An 18,558-nucleotide genomic window follows, 5' to 3' on the forward strand; every position below is an offset into this window, starting at 1 on the left:
ACAAACTCCCTCCTTTTAAAATTGCATGATATCCCTGGGATTCATATAGATATCCAGTTCCTGGCCGATTTCCATGAACGGCTGTCCGTCATTGACGTGGATCACGCGGATCTCACATCCCATGACTTCAACGCGGTATTTCGTCATGACTCCGTTATAATCGTAATCCCGGATCACTCCATGCATCTTCGCATAGCCTGGAATTTCCTTTAAACTGATTCTCTCCAAACGCACATAGCCGCTCTTATTCCCATCCAGCGCATGGCCGGTCTGGGTCTCGACCTCACTTAAGACAGCAGCGTTCAGCCGGTTAATCTCACCGATAAAATCGCAGACAAATTCCGACCCGGAATGGTTATAGATGTTGTAAGGCTTATCCACCTGCTCCACAAATCCATTGTTAAACACGGCGATCCGGTCGGACAAAGTAAGAGCCTCCTCCTGATCGTGGGTAACGTATAAGGTAGTGATCCCCAGGTTCTTCTGCAGCTTTTTAAGTTCGCTCCGAAGGCCCACTCTCAGCTTGGCATCCAGGTTGGAAAGCGGCTCGTCGAGGCACAGAATCTTCGGTTCCAGAACAATCGCCCTGGCTAACGCCACTCTCTGCTGCTGCCCGCCGGATAATTCGGATACATTTCTCACCAGCTGCTCTGACTTAATCTCGATGACCTTCGCCACATCCTTGACCTTCCGGTCGATCTCCGCCGCTGAAAGCTTCTTCACCTTCAGGCCAAAAGCCAGGTTCTCATAGACGGTCATCGTCGGAAACAGGGCGTAGCTCTGAAATACCATCCCGATATTTCTTTTCTCTACCGGAGTGTGGGTAACATCCTTTCCATCGATCAGGATCTGTCCGGCACTGGGTTCGAGGAAGCCCACGAGAGCCCTCAGTGTCGTTGTCTTGCCACAGCCTGACGGCCCCAGAAATGTAAAGAACTCCCCATCGCCAACCGTTAAATTCAAATCCTTGATGGCTACAAAATCCCCGTATTTAATCTCAATATTTTTAAACTCAATCATCCTTTTCCTCTCCTTACAAAGAGGCGGTATCATTTATATTCATAAACCATACCGCCGTCCGTCATCTACTGTAAGAACTCAAGCTCACATTTTTCAACCCACTGATCTATATTCGCTGCTACGAATGCCCAATCCATATCCTGCGGATGTACCTGATCCATAAATTCCTTGATATCGGCCGGTGCTTCCTCCACTGCCTTAGGCTGGCACGGAATGGTACCGAACTGGTTCATCCACTCTGCCTGAACGTCAGCGGAACCGAACCAGTTGGCGAAATCTACGGCAAGATCGCGCTTCTTGGAACCTGTAATCATGGCCATCTGCTCGGTTACGTAGGGAACGCCAACTTCCGGAACCATGATCTGGAACTTATAATCTCTCTCTGTCTGATTCTGAAGAACGCCGCTTCCCCACATCTCTGTGATCGGAACTGTACCGGAGATCGCATTTCCTACGTAGTCCTCGCCCTGTACTTCCATGTGGCCGTTCTGAATCCAGTTTTTCACGAAATCCCATCCTTCATCGGAAATGCCGTACTCCCCATTATCATCTCTGTACCGAACAAGCAGGCTGGCAAGAATGGTCTTACCGGTGCCGCCGCCGAAGTTTAAGATGGTGTATTGATCCTTCCACTCCGGATTTACCAGGTCGGTGTAGTCCTTTGGCGGATTCTGGAGATCGGCATTCATCATATTGACAAGCGGCTGGATCACGATCGGATAATAGTATCCGTCCTTGTCGCCCAGTGTCATATCCACGTCGCCGGCCCAGGAAGGCTCCCATTGATCCAGAACGCTCTCTGTTTTCAGTTTCTCGTACTCAATGGAGTTCAGTCCAAATACCATATCTGCCTGCGGATTGTTCTTCTCTGCAATAATTCTGTTTGCCAGATCGCCGCCCTGAATCTGTACCACCTCTACATTATATCCGGCCGTTCCCGCCTTCTCCTTCAGCCATGCATCTCTGCCGTTGGAACCGGAGTTTGTGTAAATAATCAGCTTCTGGCTCTTATCCACGTCTCCGCCGGCCGCTGCCTTATCTCCCGCAGCCTCAGTATCTCCTGCCGCTTCTGTTTTCGCAGCTTCCTCCGTCCCTGCGGCTGTCGTGTCCGTCGTCGTATTCTTTGTTCCTGATCCGCAGGCTGCCAGTGACAGTACCATAGCTGCAGATAATCCGAGTGCCGCAAATTTCTTTAAGTTCTTCATAATTCTCCTCCTACTTTTCATTTGATTTATTTGATATGTATCCCTTTAACAACGCCGGCCAATCAGTTTGGATAATCTCGAATCCCAAGTCTATCAGCTTTCCCCATGTCTCATCGAAACCAATCTTAATGGCATTATTATCATCCAACAGCCCGGAGAGAATGATCTCATCATTTAAGGTAATCGCGTTCACCCAGGGAGCGATCCCCGCTTTTTTCAAACGACCCATGAATTCCGGGCTTAAGAATTCACTGTCCAGATCGGTAAAGATAAGCTCTGCCGCGGCCACATTGATATCGTACTTCTGAATGATATCCCATTCCTCCGGGCTCTTCATGATCGGCATATACATGATGCCGGTGCCGCTCTCTTCCAGTTCCTTTAAGAGTTCCTCCTCCACACCGGACTTTAAGAGAATCTGGTCCTTCATATCCATGCGGTCTAAAAGGGCGATGATCTCCTTCCAGTAAAACCAGGATCTGTCGATATTGATCAGGCACTTTCCGCGAAAATGCTCCAGCACATCTTCTAAATGTTCCAGCTTCTGTCCGCATACCTGCCGTAAGGAATTCAGCGTAAAGAGCTTCTCCACTTCCTCCGATGACATGGTTCGGATATCACGGTCAATTCCCAGTTCCAAAGGCTCTTCCCCATTATGGAATGCGTAAAATACTTTGTCCGTAGTCATGGACGCATCCACCTCGATCATATCCGCTCCATGAAGCAGTGCGTTCTTATATGCCAGACAGGTATTCTGCACCACGTTCCCACCGCACGTACCGCGATGAGCCGCAATCAAAATCCGGTTCTTATCGACGAGTTCTCTGATTGACTGATTCTTTGTGTACATTTTCCGTACCTCCTTGTCTCTATATCTATTTTATACACTATTTATTGGAACGTGTCAATAGTATTTCCAAATTATTTTGTTTATTTTACACAGTTATCACATGGATTTTACATTTTTTTGTGCATTTTATTATGTCTCCTTCTGCTTTTCGCAGTTAAAAAGCCCGTTTTATTTGGCACGTTCAAATAAATATATTTGTTTTCTGTGCTACATTTGACTTTAAAAGTTTTTATTTCTGTTTAGCTTTCACCTTTTAACACAAGTCTATCCTTGCCTCATAAAAGCAAAATAAAGAGTCCGGCGAGCCGGACTCTCGCGCCGGAGCGCGGTCGCTTCAGCGGCCATATTTCCTAAGCGCGGAGTGCACATCCCCCGGAGGGTTTTTGTTTCATAGGACGAACTTTCCTATGAAACAAAAAACACCGCGCAACAAATTTCAGGTATCCTATTACTTACCTAAAACTCATTGCGCGGCGCCTTGCATACTTTTTATTTCCATTGCTGCCGGTTATTTCTTTTTATCCACGCTCCGTAATTTCGCAGAGTGCGGCTACATCTCATATCGATGCCCGGTTTGAATTCCCGCTTGTTTCGTTAAATGCCCGATCACATTCCTCCTGCGCCTTCTCCAACGCATCATCCATCTCTTCGATTCCCGATGCGATGGATCGGATCGCCTTCCCCAGGATATCCTCAAACAGGAACTCATTGAAATCAGGATTTCTGTCATGTTTATAAAGCCTCCAGCCAGGTTCGAAGGATTTTTCCATGTTCTCGAGCCACGGATAGCGTTCCAGGATATCCATATTCCTGCTGATCTGGCGGTTGCAGACGTATCCGCCAAGATACGTGATGGTCTCCGCGATATCCTTCCGGTACAGCCACTTTAAGAAGCTCATGCACGCGTCATACTTTTTGCTGAATCTGGAGATTCCCACCGAGCCTCCGCCCGACAAGGGCTGCCCGCCCGGAACGGTGTCGCAGGCGATTCGTCCCAGCACCTTCGATTCCGGATTGTGAATCATCTCGGAGGCATAGTTGGAAAACACGATATGCATCGCCGTATTCCCCTCCGAGAACTGGCGGGTGGGTTCCCCCCACCACTGATAGATATCACTGCCCGCATACTTGCAGGTATCCAGATAATTGCGGATCGCCTGTTTCATCTCGGGGATCAGGATATTTACATTTCCCCGCGCATCGAAGATATCCTTCTTCAGTTCCCGGAAACGCGGCAAAAAATCGCACGCCGCCAGGAATGTTCTTCCGTAAGCGGTCACGGCTCCATACCTGGTTCTGGAATCGGGATTCTCTTTTCTCGTAAAAAATCTGGCCACTTCATTGTATTCTTCAAACGTCTTAGGAATCTCCAGACGCCGTTTGTATTTTTCGAAAAATTCCCTCTTGATCAGTTCATCCTCGAATAAATCCTTCCGGTAGAACAGCATCTGCACGCAGGCATCCAACGGAAACGCGTACTTGACACCATGAACCATGGAATAGTTTTCCGAGAGCGAGGGAAGAATCTGCTGCCGCAGCCACTTAACCGAAGAACTGGAGCTGTCGAAGGGCTGATAAATCTTATCGCCCAGCTCGGTCATCCACGCCATGTCGATGCGAACCAGATCATAGGGGCTGTTCTGCACGCAGGCCTGCGCCATCTTGTAATGCTCATCGTAGGAAACCTCGATCATATTGACCTTAATTCCGGTCTCCCTGGTAAAGGAAGGAAGCAGCATGCCGATGGCCTTGCTGGTCAGATTCTGGATGGTCAAAAAGCAGATGCTGTCTTTCTTACCAGCGGCCGGAAGCGGATTATCGTAGAATCCGTCATTTTCCATGATAATCTGCTGTTTCTGCACAGGTTCCGCCTCTTCCCCGCCGACATTTACGATCTGCTCCGCTATGTTTCTTCCCATCAGCTTATAATTCAGCTCATATCTGCACACGGCCGGATCCATTCCGATGCTCTTGCTGGTCAGCGCATATATAACCGGCATCTTCTTATCCGGATTATACTGATGGGCCACCCTCAAATAATCGGCGTCCTCCTGGCTCATGGCAATCACCGCGTCGAAATCCTCTTTCGATCCCAGGATATCAAAGGCCTTGTTAAACCACATGCTGTCGTCGCTTGGAAATATTTTGCAGGAGCAATTATCGTCCTCCAGTACATCCACCACACCGTTAATAAAGCTTTTATTGTTGGAATAGATGCTGTTCTCACAGAGCAGAGCCACATTCTGATGGCCATCCTCGATACACTTAACCGCGATATCCCGTCCCGCCTGCTCAAATCCAAAGGAAACGTAGACAGACGCGTCCGGCATTCCCTTCACCTTTCTTTCGGCAAAGAAAAACCTGGTATCTGAAGTGTATAATCCCCTGTTCTTAAGAAGCGAGCTGACCACCACCACTGCCATTGGATTTAAGGAGAGAGCCTTCTTTACCGCTTTTTCCTCGTCGCACTCCAGGTTATTGGTGGATATGAGTTCTATGCTGATATCGTACTCCCGCAGGTACTGTTCCAGCCCGTTATATAAATCATTGTAGCATTTTAAGCTGATCTTAGGCACAATGACGCATACTCTCCGTGCCGTACCGGCCCGCAGCTGCTGGGCCTGGACATTCATTTTATATCCCATCTCTTTGGCAATCCGCTCCACCAGCTGGATTTTTTCGGCGCTGACGTTTCCCCTCTTGTTTAACACATTGGAAACTGTGCCGTGGGATACCCCTGCTTTGGCGGCAATATCTTTGATCGTTGGCATAGGCTGCACCTCATTATTGGTTCGTTCAAATTTTATTATTTTCATTATAGCACGAGGGCAGAGAGTTTTCTATCTGTTTTTTGCAGGGACTTTGTGCAGGTCTTTAGAGAGGGACTTTCATGCACGTTTTTAAAACGAGGCCGCGCACGGTTCCATGACTTCCGCCTCCAGCACGATCCTCACCTGCTCCACTCTCCTGTCTTTCATCTTCATGACAGTTATGGTCATATTTTCATAATAGAGCACATCCCCTTCTTCCGGTATCCGCTCCGCCAGCTCCATCACCCATCCGCTTACGGTAAACGATTCAAACTCTTCCTCACCGCCCAGCTCCTCAAACAGCTTTTCCACGCTGGTATTGCCTAAAACCAGGTATTCCTGATCAGATATCTTCTCAATTTCCTGAACCACCACATCGTGTTCATCCCAGATTTCCCCCACCAGCTCCTCCAGAATATCTTCCAGAGTTACAATGCCCATGGTTCCTCCAAACTCATCGATTACCACCGCAATATGCATCTTATTTTTCTGAAGTTCCTTCAGGAGGACGTTAATTTTCTTACTCTTTGCCACATACAGCGCCGGTCGGACAATGGCCTCCACACCGCATACACCGCGATACACCTGATTATAAAAGTCCTTCTGGTAAATGATCCCGATAATATCGTCGATCTTATCCTTATAGACAGGGAGACGGGAGTATCCGGTCTCCCCAAACACCGCCGCTATCTCCTCTTTATCCGCATCGACGGGAATTCCTGTCACATCGACACGCGGGGTTGCGATATCCATGGCTTCCAGCTCTGTAAATTCAATGGCGCTCTTGATCAGGCTTCCTTCCTGTTCATCAATCCCGCCATCCTGTTTCGCCTCCTCCACGATGGCAAGCAGCTCCTCCTCCGTAATGCCGGAATCTCCCGAAGTCCGGATCAGTACTGACAGCAGCTTTTTCCACTGTTTGAATAAGTAATTAGCAGGTGTCAGCAGCACCATAAACGCATTTAAAAACGGGGCGGAGAACATGGCAAACTGCTCCGGGGACTCCTTGGCAATACTCTTCGGGGAGACCTCACCGAAGATCAGCACCACGATCGTCGTCACCACGGTAGATATACTGGCTCCCGCCTCATCGCCCAGGAGCTTCACAAATATGACCGTGGCCAGCGACGCACTTGCAATGTTGACGATGTTATTCCCGATCAGGATCGTAGACAGCAGCCCGTCATAGTTTTCGGACAGCTTTAACACCAGCCCTGCCCTCTTATTTCCCTTTTCCGCCATATTCTTGATCCGAATCCGGTTCAGCGAGGAAAACGCCGTCTCCGTCGCCGAGAAATACGCGGACATAATAATACATCCAATAATAATTATCAATGAGATACTCTGTTCTTCCATAAATTTTTCCTTCCTCTTTCTTCTTTTTTGACATATAGAGTCCGGCTTGACGGACTCTCGCACCAGGGCGCGGCGGCTTTTGCAGCAAAAAAGCATAGCCCGCCTTTCCCGAGGGAAACGCAGGTTATGCTCCTATGTCAACATTTCAATTATCATGTTCTTTTTTATCAACCGGTATGTAACTGTCGTATATGAGTTTGCCCGGTGTGTGTCAGGTTCAGCGTCACTGTCGGCGTCGTCCATGAAATGAGTAAATTCCTTTCTGCATAAAGCTGTGATATGAAAGAAATTATAAAGAACCCCAGCGTCATTGTCAAGAAGCGACCGCATTCCTTAACGCTTTCTTATCACCCTCGTTTCTGCATCTTTTTCGATGGACAGGACTGCACGTCCGGCTGGTTCACTGCACACGGAAATAACCGGTCAAGCGCCTCGATCGCCTCCTTAGCGTCACTGCCGTCTGCCACCACATAAAAACGCTCTCCCTTTTTCAATTCTCCCGCCTTCAGTATGCTCTTTCCATTAAAATGTTTCTCTTCATTTTCAACCGTAATGCTGCTTGTAAAACGGCTGGATATCAAAATCAGTTCCATCATCTGTTCCCTGGCCATTTTCTCTTCTGGCGCCAGATTGTACTCTCTGCTCTTCATTAATCTGTATCCGGTCCTTTCCCTATGATCATTCTATATAATGTCCTGCTCTGTCTGATTCTTTTACGTCTGATCATTTTCTCCAAATCTGTTTCGTTCAATACTGCCTTTCTTCTTCCATTTTATCTTTAAAATTAAATTTTTGTAAGCGAATTTGATCTGCCTTTTAAAACTTTGTCTATTTTACCTTATATCCAGGCTTTCTGCATTTGTATTTTTTTCCAAAGGTTACCGTTCATAGCCCTAGGGCGTGTTTGAAAATTCATTCCCGCCATCTGCACGCCCTAAAATAGTAAAATACCACATTAGCAATTGCATTTCTGTCCAAAATATAGTATACTGGAAAAACAAGAACATATGTTCTATTATAACAAAACAGAGAGGAGCCGTCAATGGAAAATAAAATCACGCTACCCCAGGCCACGCCAACAGACAATACCGGATCATCCATTGACTATCTGGTTATTTCTTCCCCCTCCGACACGCTTCCCTACCAGAAGGCAATAAAAGAAGCGCCGCTCCTCGCCATAGACACAGAGACTACCGGGCTCGACCCGCACCGCGACCGGCTCCGTCTGATCCAGATAAGCGCACCTGGTATTCCTGTGCTTGTCTTTGACTGTGCGGTATTTCTCCCTGATGGAATTTCCTGCTTAAGAGAGCTTCTGGACACCCCTTCGGAAAAGCTGTTCCACAATGCCAAGTTTGACTTACAGTTTCTCATGGGGATTGGAATCGAATGCTTTCCAGTCTTCGATACCATGCTGGCCGCTCAATTGCTCCGGCCATGCGGCGGTCCTTTGCGGGCGGGCCTGGCGGCGGTGGCGGACCACTATCTCGGCATCAGGATGGATAAGACAGAGCAGACAGGCCCCTGGGACAGCACCTCTCTGACCGGATCCCAGCTGGCCTATGCCGCGTTGGATGCAGGGATTCTGCTGAAGCTGTACGGTGTGATGAAGCCGCTCCTGGCTCATCACGGTCTCGACCGGATTGCCTCCATTGAGTTTGCCTGCGCTTCCGCCATCGCCCATACAGAATATGACGGAATCAATCTTGATCTGGAACAGTGGGATTCGCTGCGCAAGAAGACCGAGAAACAGTATAACGATGCTCTGGAGACCCTCTACACCTACAGCGGCACTCCCACGTACCAGCTGACCCTGTGGGGCGGTGAGGAAGCCCTGGACGTAAACTTTGAGAGCAATCCCTATGTGCTCAAACTACTGAACCGGTACGGAATCCCGGTCAACTCCACATCGCGAAGAAGCCTGGCTCCCTACCATAACCAGCCTTTGGTACAGGCGCTGACCGAATACAGAAGGCACTCCAAATCCCTCTCTTCCTTCCTCCATCCCATTCCGGCCCAGATTCATCCCGTGACTGGCCGGCTCCATCCCAAATACATGCAGATCGGCGCCTGGAGCGGAAGAATGAGCTGTTACAATCCCAATATTCAGCAGATTCCGCGGGAAGCCGATTTTCGCGGCTGCTTTACAGCACCCCATGGAAGAAAACTCGTTCTTGCCGATTACTCCCAGATCGAGCTGCGCGTAGCGGCACAGATTTCCGGTGACTCCAGAATGAAAAGTGCCTGTCAGAAAGGCGAGGATCTCCATGCCCTCACCGCCTCCCTGATTTCCAATGTTCCGATCAGTCAGGTAACAAAAGCGCAGCGTCAGGCTGCAAAGGCTGTGAATTTCGGTTTGATATTCGGTATGGGCGCGGAAGGACTCAGACAGTACTCGAGTCAGTCCTATGGCGTAGACATGACATTAGAAGAAGCAGAACAGTTTCGCAGTGCCTTCTTTCAGAATTACCACGGGATCAACTGGTGGCACCATGACTTAAGAGAGAGCCCTCCCCTGGAAGGCCGGACGCTCACAGGACGCAAGTTCCTGTTTTCCCCGAACACAGGTCTGGCCGATCTGGCCAACACTCCGGTTCAGGGCACGGCCGCCGATATTCTGAAATCTGCCCTCGGCCTTCTGGCCTCCCGGATCCGGGAAAGTGACAAGAAAATCGTAGGCATCGTCCACGACGAAATCCTGATGGAAGTCCCGGAGGAGGAAGTGGACGATGCGGTTGTTCTGTTAAAAAATACGATGGAAGAAGCCGCGCGTGCGATACTCCCTGATGTTCCCTGTGAAGCGGATGCAAAGGCCGCTGATTCCTGGGCAGGCAAGTAAAAAACCCCGTAGCAGGCTACGGGGTTTTTTACCCTCGCGGCAGTCGCCAAATGGACGCGCCAGCGTGTCCGTTTGGCTCGTTGCTCGCGGGAATAAAGCCGATCTCACCGGGTACACCGTCCTGTGCCGGGCTGCGCCAGCTTCATAAGACGCCGCGCCCTGGCACACACCTGTTTTCTGTCATTTTCCAGGTTACGTTCTGCGAAGGCTGCCATTTCCTCCCTATAGGCAGAATCCGGGAATTGTTCCAGAAAGCATTCCAGAATATGTCCCTTTGCAACATTCCGGCATTCCAGAGACGGCACACCGTGATGGAGAAACGTATGACCGTCTATATTCAAAAGAAGGGGAATGATCGTCGTTTCCTCTTCCGGACAGACCTTCAGGATCTTCCCAACACACGAGACTGCATTGCCGAATTCCGCAACCTGCTGTGACCGGAACGAGAGGAGATACTTCGCTCTCATTTTCCCCCAGATGTCCCTGCCTCCGGCTTCCAAAAGCCCTGGAAGCGTAAGAAGCATTCCCCACTTTATAAAATTATTCTCGCTGTCCAATAGCCCGATTAAGCGGTCCCCATATGGAAGAAGCATGGCCGGGCGCTCTTCGCTGATTTTCCGCACCGCCTTCTCCGCCTGATACTTAACGGCCGTTTTCTCCGTCTCCATAATCTCAATAAGAAGCGGTATCACCGAGTTGTCACGGTATCCCAGCTCCGCATACACCTTCGAATCTTCTTTTTTTCTCAGTTCCGTCATAAGCTGTTCCCGTTCCATCAATCATGCCCCCTTACTTATACAGGTCTCACATCGATATCCACAAGCTCCAGGCCATCATCCACTTCATGCAGATAGAGATCGTCTATATGCCTGCGCAGAACCCGTTTTCCTCCCACATCGCCTTCCAGCGCCAGAAGCTCATTCCTGTATGATTCTGAAAAAATCGCGGGGTTTCCAAACTCACCCATATTGCACAGACAGCCGATTCCTCTTTTGCTGTTTCTCCAGCCTTCGATCAGGCCCTCTATGGTGGCCGCCTTCAGATACGGCTGGTCACAGACCGCGAAGCAGTACGAGGCTTCTTCACCGTCCGGTGATGCCGCGGCTTCCAGGGCCAGGTGGATCGAATGAGAGATTCCCCGACTGCTCTGAACGTTCTCTACCACCACATACCCTCTTTTTTCCAGGTCTTCCATGATCTCCGGATACTGTGTTACTACGATTTTATCATCGAAAAGGCCATCCGGCAGTTTTTCCACCTCCTCCACGATATACTGATACATTGGCTTCCCGTGAAACGGGGTAAACAGCTTGTTTCCATCAAACCGCCTGCTGTCTCCTGCTGCCAGCAGTATAAGAGTCAGTTTCATCTGCCTAATCCTCCATTCTACCTGTCCTTTAAAAAGAAAATGCTCTCCTCCGGAACTACCAGGCGCTCCGGCACCTGCTCCTTCATATCATCCTTCCAGTGCCCTTTCGGTATCTTCCACCAGAGATCATTTTCCAGAATAAGCGTAACCTCAAAGGGGTCATCCAGAATCTGCTTCAGGCGGCATTCCATCACATTTTCCTTTTCCGACTCATGGGCGGCGGTAAAGTAATGGGCGCGTATTCCGATAAATGGCGTATCCTTTGGGACTTCCCTGTCTCTTATTATAACCTGAATATCCCAATTTGGCACGTAAAATGTGTGGGCATCCACATATTTGATATCCAGAATGTTCTTACATCCAGTCAGTTTAGCCGCCGACACAGTCTCAGGCTCTTTAAAGACAGCCTTTACGGCCCCCGACACCACAATTTCACCCTCGTTGATCACGTGGATTGTACTGCAGAAGCGATAGATCTCATCTCTGCTGTGGGTGACAAGGAGCACGTCACCGTCATAGTTTCTCAGTTCCTCCAGCTGTTCCAGCTGAAGCTTCTCCTTCAGATAGTAGTCCAGAGCGGAAAATGGTTCGTCCAGCATCAGCACCTCCGGCTTCGATGCCATAATCCTGGCCAGGGCGGCTCTCTGCTGCTGGCCGCCCGAAAGCCTGGAAGGATACCGGTCCGCCAGTTCGCCGATATGATACATGTCCAGATACCGCATGGCGGCTTCGCGCCGCTCTGACTTAGGGCAGGATAGGGCCATCTCCACATTTTCCCGTATGGTCATGTGGGGGAACAATGCATAGTTCTGAAACAGATAACCGACTCCCCTGTCCTGAATTTTTACGTTGATCCCTTTTGCCGAATCAAACAGCACACGGCCATTTAACTCGATTCTTCCCTCGTCCGGTGTGAAGATTCCCGCAATACACTTTAAGGTCATGCTCTTGCCGCATCCCGAGGCGCCTAAGATCCCTGTGATTCCGAAATCTCTCTCCGTGTCGAAGGCGACATTTAAAGTCATATCCCTCAATTTTTTCTTGATCTCTACCTTCAGACTCATGGCTCACTCCTACGAAAATTTCTTTTTGCCTGTGGCGGCCACATTCATGCCTGCCACAATGAGAAGGGATATGGCTACGATAATGATCACATATTTTCCCGCTCCCTCCATGTCTCCCGCCGCCACCTCAGAATAGATGGCAAGGGGCAGAGTCCGCGTCTTTCCCGCGATATTTCCAGCGATCATGGCCGTCGCTCCAAATTCTCCCAGTCCTCTGGCAAAGGCCAGAACTCCGCCCGAGAGAACTCCCGGCATAGCCATAGGCATAAGAATCTTCCAGAAAACCTTCCGTTCCGGTATCCCCAGGGTTCTCGCCGCGTTTAAGACATTTTCATCGACCAGTTCGAATGCGCCCCTAGCAGAACGGTACATAAGCGGAAATGATATCACCACCGCCGCAAGCACCGTTGCCTGCCAGGTAAACACGATTTTATAGCTGAATACAGCAAGAAGCAGCTTTCCTATCGGGCGCTTCACTCCAAATATGTAAAGCAGAAAGAACCCGGCCACCGTCGGAGGCAGAACGAGAGGAAGTGTGAGTACTCCGTCCAGTATAGCCTTTGCCCGTTCTGATTTCAGGGCAATCACCGCTCTGGCCGCCCATATCCCCAGAAAAAATGTGAAACTAATCGATATGACTGATGTTTTTAGTGAAATGAGAACCGGTGACAAATCCACTTGCTTCTCCTCCTTATCTCTGGCCCATTATGAACCCCCGGCGTTTTATTCTGCCGTTGCGAATCCGTTCTTTACAAAGATATCCATCGCTTCGCTGCTGGCCAGGAAATCGATAAATTTCTGTGCGCCCTCCGGATTTTCACAGTCTTTGATGATGCCTGCCGGATAAATCGCCTTCTTAACGCTTCCTTCCGGTGCTTCCGCCACGATCGTTACTTTATCGGTCTGCGCCGCGTCTGTTGCATATACGATTCCGGCCTTTGCACTTCCCTCTGCAACCCAGTTTAAAACCTCGGTTACGTTCGTTCCCAGGCTGGCCTTTGCAAGCACTTCGTCCCAGAGTCCCAGGTTGGTCAGCGCTTCCTTCGAATACTGGCCTACCGGCACGCTGTCCGGATCTCCGAGCGCTGCATTTTCGGCCTTTGCAATATCCTCGAAAGAGGAGTAGTTTCCTTCGTCACCGGTCGGTACGATGAAAACGATCTTGTTTTCCAGAAGATTCCTGACGCTTCCCTCCTGAATCATGCCTTCGTCGTTTAAAGCATCCATCTGTTTCGTCGCCGCCGAAAAGAATACGTCGATACCGGCGCCCTCTTCGATCTGGGTCTGAAGTTTTCCAGAACTGTCATACGTTCCCTCGATTGTAAAACCAGGGTTCTGCTTTTCAAATAATGGAATCAGTTCATCTCTCAAACAGGTTTCCAGGCTTGCTGCCGCTGCGATGGTCACAGTCTGTGCTTTTGTTGCTGCCTCTGCAGCTGCCTGTGTTGTCGTCTCCGGTTCAGCCTTTCCTGTTCCTCCACAAGCGGTAAGCGCCGCCATCGCCATTGTTAATGCGCCTGCTAATAAGATTGCTTTTTTCATTACCTTACTCCCCTTTTCTGCTTTATATGAAAGATGCCTTCCAGCACTCCGCCTCCTATGGCGGTTGCCTTATCGGAAATGGTCCAGCAGTGTTCGACGACCCCCCTTGGATCAATATCTCCCGATTTCATTCCCTCTGTCACTGCCACACCGTCCTGAAGCAGCCCTCGTACAACGCCTCCCACCTCTGCGTATATGGGATTTTCTCCGCTGTGTCCTACCACGTCACCCTTTTTAACCAACGTTCCGATCTTCACAGCTCCCGTAAATATACCGTCAGATGCGGCGCGAATGATGCGCTCCTTATCGTATCCTCCGATCATTCCGGGGACACCCGTATTCGGAAATGCACTGCCTTCCCAGATACAGCGTCCCAGATTGTGGCCGCGTTTCGTCTCCACCACCACATGACAGTCCTCACCAGCCGTAAATCCGGGGCCGACACCGATAACAATATCCGCATCCGACATTTTTGATCCCAGATTCACCTTGGCTAAGATAGCATCCACCACGATATCCGGTCTCCAGGATTTTAACGTCTCACACGACGGATCGACGATTACCGCCACCTTGTTCTGATTCACAGTATTATCTATTTCCTTCGTATTCCGGCAAAGTACCCCTTCGATATCTTCCACCAGGGCATTTCCTTCATAAACCGCCCGGGAAAATGCGACCGTTCTCCGCACGGTTGTGGGAACCGCGATTTCGGTCATCGCCACGGAAAAACCACAGCGATGCAGCCGGCAGGCGATTCCCGTTGCCAGATCTCCGGCCCCTTTTATCAAGACTTTTTCCACAACACTCTCTTCCTTTCAATCAATCTCTTTCTAGTATGACCCACACTAAATGCCTTGCTGGTTCGGTGAGGATGATTTTTCGAGAGTACAGGCGCAAAAACGTAGGCGTAATGGGGTTACGCTGAGGCTTTTGCGTCTGTGCTATCGGAAAATCAGACCAGCGAAACAGTAAGGTATTTGGTGTTGGTTATACTAATTCCTGGCGCACTCTCCGCCGCGTCCCGACAGGATGTCCAAACCATGCGGCAGCGTATCCAGCACGTATTCCAGGCTCTCCCGGACCGCCTTCGGGCTTCCCGGAAGATTGATAATCAGCGTGCCTCCGCGGATGACGCTTACCCCGCGGCTCAGCATGGCGCGTTTCGTCACGGTCATGCTGTAAGCGCGAATTGCCTCCGCGATTCCCGGAGCATTCCGCTCTGCTACCGCCATCGTGGCCTCCGGCGTCACATCCCGCCTGGAGAATCCGGTTCCGCCCGTCGTCAGCACCAGATCACACTGCACCTGGTCACTCAGGCGGATGAGCTCTGCCTTCAGCGCCTCTCCCTCATCCGGAAGCAGACTCTGAGCCACCACCTCATAGCCCGCTGACTCCAGAATTTCCTTTATCACGGCTCCGCTCTTATCTTCTCTCTCGCCTGCCGCGCCTTTATCGCTGAGCGTTACGATTCCTGCTCTGTACATACGTTTATTTCATCCCCTTCCTTCATCACGCCTCCGTGCAGCACCCGGGTAAAAATTCCGTTGGCAGGCATAATGCATTCCCCCATCTTCTTGAAAATCTCGCAGTGGCTGTGGCACTCCTTGCCAATCTGCGTCACCTCCAGAAGGATATCACCGCAGGACAGCCTCGTGCCCACAGGAAGGCGGACCAGGTCGATCCCCTTCACAATCACATTTTCACCGAAGGCGCCGTCGCCGATCTCGGCTCCCCGCTCCTTAAATGCCTGGATGGTCTCATAGGACAGCAGGCTCACCTGGCGGTGCCATTTTCCCGCATGCGCATCATTTTCAATGCCGAATTCCTCTATAAAATGTCCCTCTGAAATTCCCTTTTTCTGTGTCCCTTTTTTCTCGCTGATACAGACAGCCATAACCTGACCCATGTTTTTATCCTCCGATTTGATTCATATTTAAACATTTTTCCGTTGTACCGTCGGAAAGCGGCAGTTCTCCCTCACGTCCCTCCGGCGAAAGGAAGTGATGGCTTTCCGGTTTCACTCTGATCCACTGTTCCATCAGACCTCTTAATTCCTCATCGGATACGCCGCTGCGCAGCGGTGTCCGCAAATCGACTCCGGCCGGACTGTCGAGGCAAAGTTTTAAAAACCCATCCGACGTCAGTCTCACCCGGTTGCAGCTTCCGCAGAATTTGTGGTGAACGGCGCTGATCAGTCCGATACATCCCGCTCCCGATGCATAGGTGTAATAGACCGCCGGCCCATTTCCCCTCGGCTCCGTGCTTTCCCTTAAATCGCCGTATTCCTCAGAAAGGATTTTGAGCAGTTCCTCATTATCCATGGCGTGGTACTTTCTTCCCTGTCCGATGGGCATCATCTCGATAAAGCGGACAGGAATCCCGCTTTTCACCGAATATTCGGCGAAGGCGAGCACATCCTCCCTGCTCAAATGCTCCATCACCGCACAGTTTATCTTCACCTTCAGCCCGCTCCTGACAGCGGATTCAATCCCCTTCATGACATCCGCGAACCGGTCCCGCCTGGTAATCTGGCTGAAGCGTTCCGGATCCAGCGTATCCAGGCTGACATTGACGCTGGAAAGCCCTGCCTCCGCAAGCTCCGGAGCCATGTCCCCCAGCAGAAGGCCGTTCGTGGTCAACGTCACATCCTCCATTCCCTCGATCGCATTCAGTTCCCGGATCAGCTGGGAGACACCCTTTCTCACCAGCGGCTCCCCACCTGTCACCTTCACACGTCTGATCCCGAGTCTTGCCCCAGTCTCTGCGATCTTTAAAATCTCCTGGTAGGTGAGAATGTCTTCGTGGCGCATTAAGTCGATGCCTTCCTCCGGCATACAGTAGCGGCAGCGCAAATTGCACCGGTCCGTCACGGAAATGCGGATATAATCGATCTTTCTTCCATTGCCGTCTCTCATAGGCTCTCTCCGTCTTTCTGGTAGAGACCGCTCTTCCCGCCATCCTTCAGCAGGAGAGTGATATCCGTCATGGTCATGCCCCGGTCCATGGCCTTGCACATGTCGTAGATCGTGAGCAGAGCCACATTTACACCGGTCAGGGCTTCCATCTCCACGCCGGTCTTTCCGCTGGTCTTTACGGTACAGACGGCTTCCACCGCCCTCCTGTCATCATGGAGAATAAAATCCACCGTGCACTTCGTCAGCATCAGCACGTGGCAGAGCGGTATAAGATCAGAAGTTCGCTTCGCCCCCATGATTCCGGCCACGCGCGCCACGCCCAGCACGTCTCCTTTTTTGGCTGTTCCCTGTTTTATAGCCTCATAGACCTCACGGTTTACGTGAATAAAGCCATGTGCCGTTGCGATTCTGTCCGTCACGGCCTTCTCTCCAACGTCCACCATGCGGGCGTTGCCGTGTTCATCAAAATGTGTCAGTCCTTCCATCTTACCAGCCCTTTCCAAATCCGCAGTTGGGATAATGACAGACCTCGCAGGACAGACAGAGTCCGCCTCTTCCCAGTTTGTCCAGCTCTGTCTTCGTCACAGGATCATCCGCCATGAGGCGCGGCAGCACCAGGTCAAACACCGTGCGCCTGGCGTACATGACGCAGCCTGGAAGGCCTGCCACCGGTATCTGGCGGCCATCCTTTTCATAGTAGGCGAGCAGGAACATGGCGCCCGGAAGCACAGGCGCTCCGTACGATACAACACGCGCTCCAGTACTGCGGATAGCAAGAGGCGTCTTATCGTCAGGATCCACGCTCATTCCGCCGCTCACCAATACCATATCGGCTCCCTGTGTGATAAATTCCTCTATCGCCTTCCTCGTATGCTCCGGATTGTCATCCGTGATCGTCTGTCCCATCACTTCCCCGCCGAATTCCTTCACCTTTTCCTTCAGGACAGGGCCGAATGCGTCTTTGATTCGTCCGTGATAGACTTCACTTCCCGTCGTCACGATTCCCACCTTCTTGTCCCGATACGGAAGTATGGTAAATATCTTCTTTCCGCCGCAGACCTCCACGGCTTCCTCCATCTTCTCTTTTTCGATGACCAGCGGTATAATCCGGGTTCCGCACAGCTTGTCTCCCGGCTCTACCGGAGTGTTGTTGTGCCTGGAAGCGATCATCATCTCCCCAAGTCCGTTGATTCTGTCCAGCAGTTCTGTATCTATCTTAAGAAGCCCGCGAACCGTGGAGGTCAGTTCAATCTTTCCTTCCTTCACTCCGCTTCGTTCCATATAATCGCCTCTGCACAGGCCGCAAAGAATCTCGGCCGCCTCATTTTCATGGTATTTCGACTCGTCCTTTTCCCAGACGTATAAATGCTCCTTGCCCAGCGAGAGCAGCACCGGAATATCTTCCGACCTTACCACATGACCCTTCCTAAACTTCGCATCTTTGATCACCCCCGGGATGATCTGCGTAATGTCGTGACACAGTACGTGACCAACCGCATCTTCTGTCCTGATTTCCCTCATGACTCCTGCTCCTTTATCCTTTATTTTTATAATCTCGGTTTTTATCCCCACTTTATCGCTGCAGTCA

At 50.6% G+C, this 18,558-nt stretch carries 18 protein-coding genes; 1 reads left to right on the plus strand and 17 read right to left on the minus strand.

What is annotated here, in order from left to right:
- Positions 1–15: 15 nt before the first annotated feature.
- From DFR60_RS08200 to DFR60_RS08230, 6 genes are all read right to left on the minus strand, one after another.
- Complete coding sequence (locus DFR60_RS08200) at positions 16–1,020, minus strand: ABC transporter ATP-binding protein (protein ID WP_002602734.1); 1,005 nt, start codon at positions 1,018–1,020, stop codon at positions 16–18.
- A gap of 65 nt (positions 1,021–1,085) precedes the next feature.
- Positions 1,086–2,225: an extracellular solute-binding protein gene (locus tag DFR60_RS08205; protein ID WP_110322456.1), complete on the minus strand. Its 1,140-nt coding sequence runs from the start codon at positions 2,223–2,225 to the stop codon at positions 1,086–1,088.
- Between the two features lie 10 nt (positions 2,226–2,235).
- Positions 2,236–3,075: a glycerophosphodiester phosphodiesterase family protein gene (locus tag DFR60_RS08210; protein ID WP_110322457.1), complete on the minus strand. Its 840-nt coding sequence runs from the start codon at positions 3,073–3,075 to the stop codon at positions 2,236–2,238.
- A 557-nt stretch (positions 3,076–3,632) separates the two neighbouring features.
- Positions 3,633–5,846: an extracellular solute-binding protein gene (locus tag DFR60_RS08215; protein WP_110322458.1), complete on the minus strand. Its 2,214-nt coding sequence runs from the start codon at positions 5,844–5,846 to the stop codon at positions 3,633–3,635.
- A gap of 129 nt (positions 5,847–5,975) precedes the next feature.
- The gene (locus DFR60_RS08220) at positions 5,976–7,241 is read right to left on the minus strand and encodes an HlyC/CorC family transporter (protein WP_110322459.1); all 1,266 of its coding nucleotides are present in this window, start codon (positions 7,239–7,241) and stop codon (positions 5,976–5,978) included.
- A 347-nt stretch (positions 7,242–7,588) separates the two neighbouring features.
- Positions 7,589–7,891 (minus strand): HPr family phosphocarrier protein, encoded by a 303-nt coding sequence (locus DFR60_RS08230; protein WP_110322461.1) that lies wholly within the window; start codon positions 7,889–7,891, stop codon positions 7,589–7,591.
- Between the two features lie 392 nt (positions 7,892–8,283).
- Between DFR60_RS08230 and DFR60_RS08235 the strand changes: the two genes are divergently transcribed.
- Positions 8,284–10,080 carry a bifunctional 3'-5' exonuclease/DNA polymerase gene (locus DFR60_RS08235; RefSeq protein WP_110322462.1) on the plus strand — a complete coding sequence of 599 codons (1,797 nt, stop codon included), beginning with the start codon at positions 8,284–8,286 and terminating at the stop codon, positions 10,078–10,080.
- 104 nt (positions 10,081–10,184) lie between these two features.
- Here DFR60_RS08235 and DFR60_RS08240 read toward each other — a convergent pair whose 3' ends face one another.
- The 11 genes from DFR60_RS08240 to DFR60_RS08290 all read right to left on the minus strand — a co-directional run bounded on the left by DFR60_RS08240 (position 10,185) and on the right by DFR60_RS08290 (position 18,491).
- Positions 10,185–10,856, minus strand: coding sequence for a hypothetical protein (locus tag DFR60_RS08240; RefSeq protein WP_110322463.1), 672 nt, complete (start codon positions 10,854–10,856; stop codon positions 10,185–10,187).
- 17 nt (positions 10,857–10,873) lie between these two features.
- Entirely contained in the window at positions 10,874–11,449 is a 576-nt protein-coding gene (locus tag DFR60_RS08245; RefSeq protein WP_110322464.1) for a nucleotidyltransferase family protein, read from the minus strand.
- A 17-nt stretch (positions 11,450–11,466) separates the two neighbouring features.
- On the minus strand, positions 11,467–12,513 hold the full coding sequence (locus DFR60_RS08250) for a sulfate/molybdate ABC transporter ATP-binding protein (protein WP_110322465.1): 1,047 nt from the start codon (positions 12,511–12,513) through the stop codon (positions 11,467–11,469).
- Positions 12,514–12,522: 9 nt separating this feature from the next.
- Entirely contained in the window at positions 12,523–13,191 is a 669-nt protein-coding gene (modB, locus tag DFR60_RS08255) for a molybdate ABC transporter permease subunit (RefSeq protein ID WP_110322466.1), read from the minus strand.
- A gap of 45 nt (positions 13,192–13,236) precedes the next feature.
- Entirely contained in the window at positions 13,237–14,055 is an 819-nt protein-coding gene (modA, locus tag DFR60_RS08260) for a molybdate ABC transporter substrate-binding protein (protein WP_110322467.1), read from the minus strand.
- Positions 14,055–14,855, minus strand: a complete 801-nt coding sequence (gene yqeB / locus DFR60_RS08265; protein WP_110322468.1) for a selenium-dependent molybdenum cofactor biosynthesis protein YqeB — start codon at positions 14,853–14,855, stop codon at positions 14,055–14,057. The genes modA and yqeB overlap by 1 nt, the downstream gene beginning before the upstream one ends.
- 192 nt (positions 14,856–15,047) lie before the next feature.
- Positions 15,048–15,539, minus strand: coding sequence for a MogA/MoaB family molybdenum cofactor biosynthesis protein (locus tag DFR60_RS08270; RefSeq protein WP_110322469.1), 492 nt, complete (start codon positions 15,537–15,539; stop codon positions 15,048–15,050).
- Positions 15,518–15,961: an MOSC domain-containing protein gene (locus tag DFR60_RS08275; RefSeq protein WP_110322470.1), complete on the minus strand. Its 444-nt coding sequence runs from the start codon at positions 15,959–15,961 to the stop codon at positions 15,518–15,520. Before DFR60_RS08275 ends, DFR60_RS08270 begins: the two co-directional genes overlap by 22 nt.
- A gap of 4 nt (positions 15,962–15,965) precedes the next feature.
- Positions 15,966–16,970 (minus strand): GTP 3',8-cyclase MoaA, encoded by a 1,005-nt coding sequence (moaA, locus tag DFR60_RS08280; protein ID WP_110322471.1) that lies wholly within the window; start codon positions 16,968–16,970, stop codon positions 15,966–15,968.
- On the minus strand, positions 16,967–17,455 hold the full coding sequence (moaC, locus tag DFR60_RS08285; RefSeq protein ID WP_110322472.1) for a cyclic pyranopterin monophosphate synthase MoaC: 489 nt from the start codon (positions 17,453–17,455) through the stop codon (positions 16,967–16,969). The genes moaA and moaC overlap by 4 nt, the downstream gene beginning before the upstream one ends.
- Before the next feature lies 1 nt (position 17,456).
- The gene (locus DFR60_RS08290; RefSeq protein WP_110322537.1) at positions 17,457–18,491 is read right to left on the minus strand and encodes a molybdopterin-binding protein; all 1,035 of its coding nucleotides are present in this window, start codon (positions 18,489–18,491) and stop codon (positions 17,457–17,459) included.
- Positions 18,492–18,558: the final 67 nt, after the last annotated feature.

It is taken from the genome of Hungatella effluvii (assembly GCF_003201875.1).
Classification (GTDB): Bacteria; Bacillota; Clostridia; order Lachnospirales; family Lachnospiraceae; genus Hungatella; species Hungatella effluvii.

Excerpts from the sequence above, each read along its gene's own strand:
- DFR60_RS08205 (WP_110322456.1), bottom strand. The coding sequence starts at position 2,225 with ATGAAGAACTTAAAGAAATTTGCGGCACTCGGATTATCTGCAGCTATG.
- DFR60_RS08275 (WP_110322470.1), bottom strand. The coding sequence starts at position 15,961 with ATGGGTCAGGTTATGGCTGTCTGTATCAGCGAGAAAAAAGGGACACAG.
- DFR60_RS08240 (WP_110322463.1), bottom strand. The coding sequence starts at position 10,856 with ATGGAACGGGAACAGCTTATGACGGAACTGAGAAAAAAAGAAGATTCG.
- DFR60_RS08270 (WP_110322469.1), bottom strand. The coding sequence starts at position 15,539 with ATGTACAGAGCAGGAATCGTAACGCTCAGCGATAAAGGCGCGGCAGGC.
- DFR60_RS08200 (WP_002602734.1), bottom strand. The coding sequence starts at position 1,020 with ATGATTGAGTTTAAAAATATTGAGATTAAATACGGGGATTTTGTAGCC.
- DFR60_RS08215 (WP_110322458.1), bottom strand. The coding sequence starts at position 5,846 with ATGCCAACGATCAAAGATATTGCCGCCAAAGCAGGGGTATCCCACGGC.
- DFR60_RS08220 (WP_110322459.1), bottom strand. The coding sequence starts at position 7,241 with ATGGAAGAACAGAGTATCTCATTGATAATTATTATTGGATGTATTATT.
- DFR60_RS08290 (WP_110322537.1), bottom strand. The coding sequence starts at position 18,491 with ATGAGGGAAATCAGGACAGAAGATGCGGTTGGTCACGTACTGTGTCAC.
- moaA (WP_110322471.1), bottom strand. The coding sequence starts at position 16,970 with ATGAGAGACGGCAATGGAAGAAAGATCGATTATATCCGCATTTCCGTG.
- DFR60_RS08245 (WP_110322464.1), bottom strand. The coding sequence starts at position 11,449 with ATGAAACTGACTCTTATACTGCTGGCAGCAGGAGACAGCAGGCGGTTT.
- DFR60_RS08235 (WP_110322462.1), top strand. The coding sequence starts at position 8,284 with ATGGAAAATAAAATCACGCTACCCCAGGCCACGCCAACAGACAATACC.
- DFR60_RS08210 (WP_110322457.1), bottom strand. The coding sequence starts at position 3,075 with ATGTACACAAAGAATCAGTCAATCAGAGAACTCGTCGATAAGAACCGG.
- modA (WP_110322467.1), bottom strand. The coding sequence starts at position 14,055 with ATGAAAAAAGCAATCTTATTAGCAGGCGCATTAACAATGGCGATGGCG.
- DFR60_RS08230 (WP_110322461.1), bottom strand. The coding sequence starts at position 7,891 with ATGAAGAGCAGAGAGTACAATCTGGCGCCAGAAGAGAAAATGGCCAGG.
- moaC (WP_110322472.1), bottom strand. The coding sequence starts at position 17,455 with ATGGAAGGACTGACACATTTTGATGAACACGGCAACGCCCGCATGGTG.
- DFR60_RS08250 (WP_110322465.1), bottom strand. The coding sequence starts at position 12,513 with ATGAGTCTGAAGGTAGAGATCAAGAAAAAATTGAGGGATATGACTTTA.